General features: G+C 63.4%; 11 protein-coding genes. 4 read left to right on the top strand and 7 right to left on the bottom strand.

Features of this window, described 5'->3' with window-relative positions:
• Positions 1-129: 129 nt before the first annotated feature.
• The 6 genes from GY937_15010 to GY937_14985 all read right to left on the bottom strand — a co-directional run bounded on the left by GY937_15010 (position 130) and on the right by GY937_14985 (position 5,771).
• Positions 130-801: an LLM class flavin-dependent oxidoreductase gene (locus GY937_15010; GenBank protein ID MCP5058014.1), complete on the bottom strand. Its 672-nt coding sequence runs from the start codon at positions 799-801 to the stop codon at positions 130-132.
• Position 802: 1 nt separating this feature from the next.
• Positions 803-2,215 carry an amidohydrolase family protein gene (locus tag GY937_15005; protein MCP5058013.1) on the bottom strand — a complete coding sequence of 471 codons (1,413 nt, stop codon included), beginning with the start codon at positions 2,213-2,215 and terminating at the stop codon, positions 803-805.
• Positions 2,216-2,308: 93 nt separating this feature from the next.
• Complete coding sequence (locus GY937_15000; GenBank protein MCP5058012.1) at positions 2,309-3,499, bottom strand: saccharopine dehydrogenase; 1,191 nt, start codon at positions 3,497-3,499, stop codon at positions 2,309-2,311.
• A gap of 110 nt (positions 3,500-3,609) precedes the next feature.
• Positions 3,610-4,056, bottom strand: a complete 447-nt coding sequence (locus GY937_14995) for a nitroreductase family deazaflavin-dependent oxidoreductase (GenBank protein MCP5058011.1) — start codon at positions 4,054-4,056, stop codon at positions 3,610-3,612.
• Between the two features lie 114 nt (positions 4,057-4,170).
• On the bottom strand, positions 4,171-5,196 hold the full coding sequence (gene arsB, locus GY937_14990; GenBank protein ID MCP5058010.1) for an ACR3 family arsenite efflux transporter: 1,026 nt from the start codon (positions 5,194-5,196) through the stop codon (positions 4,171-4,173).
• The gene (locus GY937_14985; protein ID MCP5058009.1) at positions 5,196-5,771 is read right to left on the bottom strand and encodes a hypothetical protein; all 576 of its coding nucleotides are present in this window, start codon (positions 5,769-5,771) and stop codon (positions 5,196-5,198) included. The genes arsB and GY937_14985 overlap by 1 nt, the downstream gene beginning before the upstream one ends.
• A gap of 147 nt (positions 5,772-5,918) precedes the next feature.
• Between GY937_14985 and GY937_14980 the strand changes: the two genes are divergently transcribed.
• The 3 genes from GY937_14980 to arsM are packed head-to-tail and all read left to right on the top strand — an operon-like array spanning position 5,919 to position 8,202.
• On the top strand, positions 5,919-6,239 hold the full coding sequence (locus GY937_14980; GenBank protein ID MCP5058008.1) for a helix-turn-helix transcriptional regulator: 321 nt from the start codon (positions 5,919-5,921) through the stop codon (positions 6,237-6,239).
• Between the two features lie 29 nt (positions 6,240-6,268).
• Positions 6,269-7,315 carry a TauD/TfdA family dioxygenase gene (locus tag GY937_14975; protein ID MCP5058007.1) on the top strand — a complete coding sequence of 349 codons (1,047 nt, stop codon included), beginning with the start codon at positions 6,269-6,271 and terminating at the stop codon, positions 7,313-7,315.
• 41 nt (positions 7,316-7,356) lie between these two features.
• Positions 7,357-8,202: an arsenite methyltransferase gene (gene arsM / locus GY937_14970; protein ID MCP5058006.1), complete on the top strand. Its 846-nt coding sequence runs from the start codon at positions 7,357-7,359 to the stop codon at positions 8,200-8,202.
• Between the two features lie 42 nt (positions 8,203-8,244).
• Here arsM and GY937_14965 read toward each other — a convergent pair whose 3' ends face one another.
• On the bottom strand, positions 8,245-9,252 hold the full coding sequence (locus GY937_14965) for an NAD-dependent epimerase/dehydratase family protein (GenBank protein ID MCP5058005.1): 1,008 nt from the start codon (positions 9,250-9,252) through the stop codon (positions 8,245-8,247).
• A gap of 104 nt (positions 9,253-9,356) precedes the next feature.
• Here GY937_14965 and GY937_14960 point away from each other — a divergent pair, with 104 nt between their 5' ends.
• The gene (locus GY937_14960; protein MCP5058004.1) at positions 9,357-10,190 is read left to right on the top strand and encodes a DUF4239 domain-containing protein; all 834 of its coding nucleotides are present in this window, start codon (positions 9,357-9,359) and stop codon (positions 10,188-10,190) included.
• The last annotated feature ends 30 nt before the right edge of the window (positions 10,191-10,220 follow it).

Below are 10,220 nucleotides of genomic sequence, written 5' to 3'. Positions count from 1 at the left end.
GAAGCACACTCCGCATTCGCGCCACGGAATGGGCATCGACCACCCAAAACGAGATCCGTCAGCGTCAATCGCCGCGCGGCACGCTGAAACATTGGAAAGCCAGCTTCTCAGCCAACTTTCGTGCATAGTTCAGGCTAGTGCTTCACCGGGTTGGAGCACACAGCCGAGGATGAACAGTGTGCTGTGGAGTGGCTCGGTGCACCCGGTTTCCTTCCACGCGGATTGCATGTCTTCCAGGTCGGAGATCGCCGGCTCCACCAGTCCTCCGAAATTCAGCCAGCCGCCGCCGAGTTCGGCAGCGACCCGCCGGGCCCTTGGGCCCATGGCAGAGACGTGGAGCGGAATGTCGTCTTCCAGGTTGATCAGGCCGAAGTCCGGGTTCAGGAAGCGGATCTTGCGAACCTTGCCCTCGAAATCCCACTCGATCGTCTCGCCGCGCAGCAGCGCCTGCACGCGCTCCACGTAGGTCTTCATCCGAGCCAGAGGCAGCGCACCGAGGCCCATCGTGCGGCGGCCCGTGAAGCCGGTGCCGACACCGAAATCGATCCGCCCGGGCGCGATCCTGCCAAGTGAGGCGAACGCGTTGGCTGCGACGGGCTCGATGCGGTTCGACGGGATCAGCACCCCGGTGCCGAGGCGGATGCGCTCGGTCTGCATCGCCGCCTGGGTCATCCCGACGAAGACGTCGGGGTTCAGGAGCTGGGTGTCGTAGAACCAGGCGTGCGAGAAGCCGAGCAGCTCGGCACGTTTCACGGCATTCCAGGATTCCATGCTCGTGGCGAGCGCGATGCCGAATTCCATCTCAGACCTCGAGGCCTTGGCCGGGAACATGGAAGCCGCCCAAGGCCTCGGCCTCTTCTGCGACGTGCTGAACCGCAGTGGCCAGGAGTTCACGAGCGGCTGCCACGTCAGCGCACAGCTTCCCATTCCGTTTCACGATCTCGCCACCCACGAGCACGGTGTCGACGATGCCGGCATTTGCCTGGAGCACCACGCTCGCGATCGGATCCCGCTCGTTCCAGCCGGCGAAGCCGATGCCGTCGGTGCGGATCAACACGAGGTCGGCCTGCTTGCCGGGCGCGAGGCTGCCGATTCGATGATCGAGGCCGACGGCCTTTGCCCCGCCGAGCGTTCCCCATTCGAGGATCTCCCGGCAACTGACGGTCACCCCTTCGGGCATCGAGCCGCCTTCGACGATCGGACCATTGGCGACACCGCGTTCTACCTGGAGCGCCAGGCGCAGCGGGAAGAACATGTCGCCGCTGTTGTTCGAGACGATGTCGGCCCCGTAGGTGGGGGTGATGCCGAAGCGTCTCACGACTCCGGTGGGCGGGATGCCCATCCCCATCTGCAGTTCGGTCTCGGGCGTGAACGAGACCGCCGCTCCGGCGTCGGCGACCATCTTCCACTCGTCGCCGGTCGTGTAGCCCATATGGACTAGCAGCACGTCAGGTCCCAGCAACCCGCGAGGTCCGAGGAGCTTCGCGACTTCTTCCGGGTCGCTTCCCATGCGCAGGCAGTTCACATGCTGCGTGATGCGGGCATCCAACTCGCGAGCGGTCCGGTACTGGAACTCGCAATGCTCCGGTGTCGTGAGTCCCGGCTCCTCGGGTGCGATCCCGAACGTCAACCGCGCGTCCTTCGACGCGAAGTGCTCGGCAGCCATCTTGTGGGCGAGTTCTGCCTTCCCCTCGGTGTCGCTCGGTTTCGAGGTCGTCCCGGGCGGTGTGTTGAAGCCAAAGCACCAGACCGCGCGAAGTCCGGCATCTTGCAGTCCCCGAATGGATTCGGAGACATGATCCGGTGTGAGCAGGTTGTGACAGTAGTCGACGACGGTGGTGACCCCGGCGTCCAGGGCTTCCAGTGCCCCTGCAAGTTGGGCGGCGTACATGTCTTCGGGGCGGAAGGCCGGCGCCGCCCGCATCCGGATGCCGCGGAAGTAGTCCATCAGCGACCAGTCCGCCGTGATGCTCCGCATGGCCGCCTGCCAGATGTGGCGGTGGGTGTCGACGAAGCCAGGAAGCACGATGGTGTCCTTGGCGTCGATGACCTCGGCGTCGCCCGCATCGATGCTGGGGCCGATCTCGAGGATCTTTCCGCTCTCGATCAGGACATCGCCGCGAGGGATCTCTCCCACGTCGGGGTCCAGGCTGACGATGCAGCCTCCGCGAATCAGTCTGCGCGTCATGGCCTCTGCCAGGATGGATGAACGCACTCGAATGAGTGCGCCTGGGGATTCCCCGCAGCGACGTGTTCCTGTTGATCAGGAAGATCCATCACGATGGAGTTGAGCGTATTCGGCATGGGCTCATCGACCGTCCGTGGTGACGAGAATCAGCTCGCTTGCAGAAGCAAAGGGTGTCTCGTCTCCTGGTGCATGGCAGAAGGGTGCCAGGGCTTCAAAGAACGCGTCCGGATCGACGGCGCCTTCGGGAGCGAAGACGCCGCGACGGGGGGCCTCGCCCGACGCAAAGAGTGGCAGCCCCAAGGCCAGGGGAATGCCGGTGACGCCGCCCATGCCACCGCTCGGCGCGCCCAGGATCATTGCGCCGATGCTTCGCGGCGCACCGCTTTTGCTTCCGGTCGCCAGAGCGAAGAGCGGAGGAAGTTCGTTCGCATTGCCACGCTCGGCCCGCATCGATTTCTTCATGTCATCGGGTATCGGCTGCGCCATCATCTGCGCGGCCTGCTCTACCGTGAGGTCTCCCGCGTCGATCGCATCGCGAAGCTCGACCACGGCGCGCATCAGCGAGGCCGGTCCAGTCATCAGGTTGGCCGAACTGCCAATCTCGGGGAAGGTCATCGGAAGCGTGATGGCTTCCGGGTGGCCGACCGACCAGGCTCGGCCCGCACCGATGGACGGGAAATCGACCGCGCGTTCTTCGACCGGGCGCACGTCCGCGAACGCGCCGTTTCGCCACACGCGAATCGACCCGGAGCATTGGTGCATCCAGTGGACGAGGGCGGCACTCGGGCCTCCTGTGGCTGACGATTCTTCTTCCAGCGAATCGCCAATTTCGCCAAGACTCCAACCGGTCAGCACCTCGTCGACGCTGTCGAGCCCGGCCATCGCCTTGACCGCGAGCATGTTCGAGATGCCGGGGCTCGCACCGAGCCCGATGATCGCTGTGACACCGGCATCTTCGGCGCGCCCGTGGAGCGCCAGCATGTCCAGCGTTGGCTCCCAATCATCGTTGATGTCGAGGTAGTGGCAGCCGGCATCGATGGTCGCTTCGAGGATCGGCACGCCGAAGCGGTAGAAGGGGCCCACCGTATTGAGGACGACATCGGCATCCCCGAGGAGCTTGCCCAGGGCTACGCCGTCGGTGACGTCCACATGCACTCCGCGGGCCTTGCCTCCGCAGCTCTTCGCGAAGTTCGAGGCGGCTTCGCCGTCCCGATCGGCAACGATCACTTCCTGCACGAAGTCGAAGCCGATCGCCGTCCGCACCGCATGACGCCCCATGCCTCCGCATCCGCCGAGTGCCAATACCTTCACGATCCCGTCTCCTGTTCTCTGCTCCTGGGAGCCGCCATGCGGCCGTGGTCAAGGCCACCGCCGAGTTGGAGGGAAGCAGAATCCAGCTGGTTCCGAGCCCCGGTCGACGATCAGCCCACCGGGTCGAGTACGATCACCGGAATCGTGCGAGCGCCGGCATTCGTCTGGTACTGGTCGTAGGGCGGGTAGATCTCTGCCATTCGCTTCCAGAGACGCTCCCGCTCTTCGCCCTCGGCCACGCGGGCCCGGGCGGAGACTGCCTTCGGGCCCACCATGAGTTCACATTCCGGGTTCGACTCGAGGTTCAAGTACCAGAGAGGGTGATCCGGCATGCCGCCCTTCGACGCGATGATGACGTAGCTGTTTCCGGCTTCGCCGTAGATCAACGGCAACGCACGCGGCTTGCCGGACTTCCTACCCATCGTCGTGAGCAGCAGCGTCGGGAGAAATCCCGTGCCGCCGACTGCCGATGAATCCCACATGTGCGCCTTTTCCGGGTCGGTCCGGTAGAGCTCGATGTGGTCGGCAATCCACGGAACCTTGCTGAAGTCGGTCATTGGCGGAGTTCCTTTTCGAGGGTTCGGTCTCACCATAGATGATTTCCGGTCCTGGCGGCTCGGCCGGGTTCTCCGGCTGGACACCTTTTCGGCGGACTCGGCTTCCGCGGCGATTCACGCTCTCGGGAAGTGCCCCTGCGTCCGGTTCGCCAACGCCACCAATGACAACATGACGGGTACCTCGACGAGCACGCCCACCACGGTCGTGAGTGCGGCCCCACTCTCCAGCCCGAAAAGGCTGATGGCAACGGCCACAGCCAGCTCGAAGAAGTTCGACGTGCCGATCAGGGCGGCCGGGGCGGCGATCGAGAAGGGCAGCCCCCAGGCCCAGGCCCATCCGTAGCCGAGCAGGAAGATCCCGTAGCTCTGGACGAGCAGGGGAATCGCAATCATCGCGATCAACAGGGGCTGATCGAGGATGCGTGGCCCTTGGAAGGCGAATAGCAGAACGACGGTCGCGAGCAGACCCACAATGGTAAAGGGCTTGAGCTTCGCACTGAACGCGGCGATGCGATCTTCGCCTCCGCCCTCGTCGATCAATGCCCGTCGCGTGAAATAGCCCGCAACCAACGGGACGACCACGTAGAGCACGACCGAGAGCAAGAGCGTCGACCACGGGACGATCACATCCGCGACACCCAGCAGCAGCGCGACCAGCGGGGCAAACGCGAAGACCATGATCAAATCGTTGACCGAGACCTGCACGAGGGTGTAAGCCGGATCTCCCCGGGTGAGGTGACTCCAGACGAAGACCATCGCGGTACAGGGCGCAGCGCCCAACAGGATCATCCCCGCGATGTACTCCCGGGCGTCCGCAGGGCTCACCCAGGCTTCGAAGAAGACCTCGAAGAAGAGAAAGCCCAGACCGACCATCGTGAAGGGTTTGATCAGCCAGTTCACGATGATCGTGATGGTAAGACCCTTCGGGCGATCGCCGATGTGGCGAAGCGACGCCAGGTCGACGTTCACCATCATCGGGTAGATCATCACCCAGATGAGAACGGCAACGACCAGGTTGACCTGGGCGATCTCGAGATCGGCCAGGACCGAAAAGGCGCCGGGCAGGAGCGCACCGAGGGCGATCCCCGCAACGATCGCAGCCGTCACCCACAGCGTCAGGTAGCGCTCGAAGATGCCCATCAGCTGTCCGAGACCGGATGGCGCGGCGGAGCAGCTGCAAAATCGCTGCTCGGGTCGCTGGCCTTCATGAAGGGCCAGTACAGCTGGACGTACCACGGGTCTTTCGAATCGTCTTCGATGCCGATGGATGTGGGCGGATGGTGGGGCAGGGCGGCAGTTCCGAAGAGGACGTCGTAGAGGAACACGAGCGTAGCGTAGTTGCCCTGCCCGTGGCTCCATTCGCCGAACCAGAGGCTGTTCTCCTGGTAGGACACGCCAACCTTCATGCTAGGCGTCGTGTGGTGGGTACGGTGGAGTTTCCATGGCCGTCCCCACAGGTCGGGCAGCAGGACGGCGAGTACGGCGATCGATAGAGGCGTCGAAGCCAGTGCTCCTTCGAACTCGGGCGCGAGCCCTCCGAGCAGGAAGGCCACGATGCCGACCATGGCTGGCCGCACGATGATCGCCAGGTGGCCGAGGTTCGGAAGGTTGATGATCCAGTCGTCACGCCGGAACTCCCCGCGCGAGTAGGCGCCGGCCAGGGTTTCGAGGACGCCGAACAGGGCCAGCAGACCCAAGGCGAGAGTGGTTTCCATCTCGGTCTCTCCTTCTCTTCAGCTGCCAGAATCCCGGCGCCCGCTTTGGGATGGTGAAAATCGGCGTAAAAACAACTAGTTGAAGCGGTTGCAATTCATCCGGTTTCGCCACTTGACACGTTTCGATATCTATATACTATTGGAAATATGGAAAAACAAATCGTGATCAGCGCACTTGCAGCACTGGCTCAAGAGACACGCCTGGACGTCTTCCGGACGCTGGTCCAAGCGGGCCCGCAAGGGCTGCCCGCCGGCGCCATCGGCGCTGCTCTCGACATCCCGTCCGCGACGCTTTCCTTCCACTTGAAAGAGCTGAAGAGCGCGGGCCTGGTCTGCTGCACGCGCGAGGGGAGGTCTCGGATCTACAGCCCCGATTTCGCCGCGATGAGTGGTCTGCTCGATTTCCTGACGGCGAACTGTTGTCAGGGTGTGGATGGCTGCGAGCTCGGCAGCGAAACGGATCGTTAGCGCTGGCCAGGAACCCAGAAGGAGAAACGATGACCGAAATTCTCAACGAGCCGCTCAAGGACGCCACTGTCTGGAAGTCTGCCGACATCATCCTGCGATCCGACTGGCAGCACACGTTGAGCTCGGACGAACTCGAAGACATCCACGCCGCCCTCACCCATGCGAAGGCAACGGGCAAGCCGCTGACCGAGTTGACCCAGAGCGATTTTCCGCTGGAAACTCTTCACCCCTCGATCGCTCGTTGGATGCACGTGCTGTACCGGGGCGCTGGCTTCATCAACGTGAAGGGCCTCCCCATCGACCGCTATAGCGAGCAAGACATGGAGATCATCCACTGGGGGATCGGCACCCATATGGGCACAGGCGTTTCCCAGAACGCGGCGGGCGATCTGCTGAGCCATATCCGCGACGTCGGCGCCAACCCCGGCGACCGTGGCAAACGGCTCTACAAGACGAACATCGAACTGGGTTTTCACAGCGACGGATCGGACATCGTCGCGCTGCTATGCCTCAAGCAATCGCCGTGGGGCGGAAAGAGCCGATTGGCGAGCTGCGGAGCGATCTACAACGAGATCCTGCGACGCCGGCCCGATCTCATCCCGGTTCTCTACCAGCCGTTCGCCTGGGATCGGAACAACGAGCAGAGTGAAGGGGAAGCCCCGATCTTCAACCTGCCCATCTGTTCCTACCACGAGGAACGCTTTCGCCTCTTCTACATCGGGTGGTACATCCGCAATGCGCAACGCCACGCCGAGGCGCCCCGCCTCTCCGCCGAACAGGTCCAGCTTCTCGACTTGATCGACGAGATTGCCCTCGACCGGGAATTCCATTTCGAGTTCCGGTTCGTTCCCGGTGAGATCGCCTACCTGAAGAACAGCGCCGCATTGCACATGCGTACCGCCTTCGAGGATCACGAGGAGCCGGAGCGAAAGCGCCATCTGATCCGAATGTGGCTCACGGCACATGGTCATTGGGCGGACGGTGACGTCTTCGTCCAGCAGGGCATTCCCGTGAAAGAGGGTGTCGTTTCCGACGCCGCCGATATTGCTGCAGCCAACGCAGGGAGTGCTGGCTGAGCTTTGATTCTCTCGAAACTTCATTCAAGAAGGAACGAACCATGAGCAACCATCCCGAGAGTTCAGGAATCGCACCGGCCCGTCGCCGCGCCGAAGGTGCCGAGGCGCTCCGCGAGCAGGTCAAGGAAGGCTATACCCGCGTCGTCGAAGCTTTCGACGATACCGAGCGCGCAAACGAGGCGGCGCGCCGCATCGGCTACGACGATGAACAGCTCTCTGCGGTCCCGGAAGGGACCAACCTGGGCGTAGGGTGCGGGAATCCGACCGCGATCGATGCCCTCCATCCGGGCGAGACGGTGGTCGACCTGGGCTCCGGTGCGGGAATGGATTCATTTCTGGCCGCACGGCAGGTCGGTCCGACGGGGCGGGTGATCGGTGTGGACATGACGCCGGCCATGCTCGAAAAGGCACGAGAGAACGCGCGCAAGACGGGTGTGACCAACGTCGAGTTCCGGGAGGGCCATATCGAGGATCTGCCGATCGAGGACGAGAGCGTCGACGTCATCCTGTCCAACTGCGTGATCAACCTCTCTCCCGACAAAGAGAGCGTCTACAAGGAGGCGTTTCGTGTCTTGCGGCCCGGCGGCAGGGTCATGGTCTCCGATATCGTGCTGGAGCAAGAGCTTCCGGCGGCCGTGGTTGCGAGCGTCGATGCCTACCTCGGCTGCGTGGGGGGAGCGAGCCTTCGAGAGACGTACCTGGAGACGATTCGGAAGGCGGGTTTCGCCGAGATCCGGGTGGATCGCGAGTCGTCGTTTCTCGATGCGATTGCACTCGACGATCCGATCGTTCAGGGCGTCGTAGAAGAACTCGGCCTCTCGCCGGAACAGGTGAAGGAATACGCCGGCTCGGTGACGAGCCTTCACATCTTCGCTCGCAAGGGCTGAACTTCCTCAACCTCGACAACGAGTCCAATTCAAGCAAAGGTGTCACACATGCGTGTCCAACTCGCACTGAACGTCAAGGATCTCGACGAGGCCGTGGAGTTCTACTCGAAGCTCTTCGACGTAAAGGCCAACAAGCGCAAGCCCGGCTATGCGAACTTCGCCATCGAGAAACCGCCCCTCAAGCTCGTGTTGTTCGAGAACCCCGAGGCCGACGAGCGTCTCAATCATCTGGGTGTGGAAGTCTTCGACGACGCCGACGTGCATGCCGCCACCGATCGTCTGAAGTCCGCCGGCCTGGTAGATTCGGTCGAGGACGAGCAGACCTGCTGCTATGCCAGCCAGAACAAGGTCTGGGCGATCGATCCCCAGGGAGCGCGCTGGGAGTACTATCGGGTCGCCCGCGGCTAGCAGGAACGCATCGACGAGATTGTTGACATGCACCAGGCCCGCGTTGCCGGAACCATCACCAACGACGGGAAGCATGTCCGTTTGGATCAAGCCCAGCATCCCCTCGACCCACGGTCCACTGCCCACCCCATACACATTCGCGGGGCGCACGACCACGAGGTCCAGGCCCCGATCCGCACGATAGGCGAGCGCAAGCTTCTCCTGGGCCATCTTGGCGCGACTGTAGGCACCCTGGTGGCTGCCGTGGTCGAGCCCTTCATGGCAGATCCCATTCTGGATCTGGTCTCCGTACACCACGATGGATGAGGCCAGGACGACCTTCGTGCCGTTGGCCAGCGCCGCGTCATAGACGTTGCGGCTGCCTTCGACCGTAACCGCCCAATGCACGTCGTAGGCGCCCATGCCGACCACCGCCGCAAGATGGAAGACCGTCTGGATGCCGGCCATGGCCGCGCGGACGTCTTCCGCCTTCGTGATGTCGCCTCGCAGGAGTTTGACCTTCTCGCCCCAATGGTCCGGAACCGGTTCGCCCGGCAAGGCGAAGCTCACGACTTCCAGGTTCATTTCGAGCAGCCGATCGATCAGCCGCCGTCCGATGAAACCCGTCCCTCCGGTGACCAGTACGGGCTGAGCAATCTGCATTGGGATGTCTCCGTGAGCCTGCAGAGCGCATCGTAACCCACCGGAGGATCCCTCCATGCGGGTGCGAGGAATGGGAGGCGCCTGGGTTAGGATCCTGCGGAACGATGGATCCCTTCTCCCGGCTCCAGAAGTACGTCAACCAGCTGATCCAGTCTCAGCCCTGGGTGCTCTTCGCGGCGCCGGCCCTGTCTGCGAGCGCCGCCTTTGCCGTCCACCACCTCCTGGCCGACCTCGTCCAGGAACCCCTCGGTACGGCGTCCGCCCATGATCTGGGAGAGGGTGTCGGCACATTCCTCACCGTCATCGGCATCATCTACGCCCTCATCCTGGGCTTCACCTTCCAGCAGGCCTATTCGCGGCAGATCGATCTGCGCACGGCACTCCGGGCCGAGGCGAGCAGTCTCTGGAGCCTCCTGCTACTGGGACGCGCGATGGGCGGAAGCTCGGAGCGGAGCGAGATCGACCGGCGCGTGCGTACCTATGTCGGGCATGTGTTGGACGTCGAGTTCCCGCCCGATGATCTGGAACCGGCCGAGGCCGCACCGATCCTGTTCGAGGTGCTCGGCGTTCTGCATGGTCTCAGCGCCGACGGCGTTGCCGACGAAGTGGATCGTGTCACCCTGGCCGCCATCCATGACGAGCTCCGTGCGGCGACCCGCGCCCGAAGCGACCGTCTTGCCATCTCGACGCGCCCGATCCCGCGCATCCATTGGTTCCAGATCGAGTTGCTCTCGACCTTGATGATGATCGGCTTCCTGATCCTCGACTTGCGAGCGCCATTGCTCGAAGCGTTGTTGCTGAGCTTCACGGCGAGCGCCATAACCGTGCTCTACATGTCGCTCTTCGATCTCGACTATCCCTTTGCGGGGCTCTGGCGGGCAGAGCCGCGGCCGCTCGAGGCATTGCGCCGCGAACTCGACGTACCGGCGGGCAGCTGAGGAAAAGGATGGGCCGCCCGTCCTGCCGGG

This window comes from bacterium, from assembly GCA_024228115.1.
Classification (GTDB): domain Bacteria; phylum Myxococcota_A; class UBA9160; order UBA9160; family UBA6930.
Note: the sequence above shows the minus strand (reverse complement) of the source record. Positions and strands in the feature narration are given on the sequence as shown.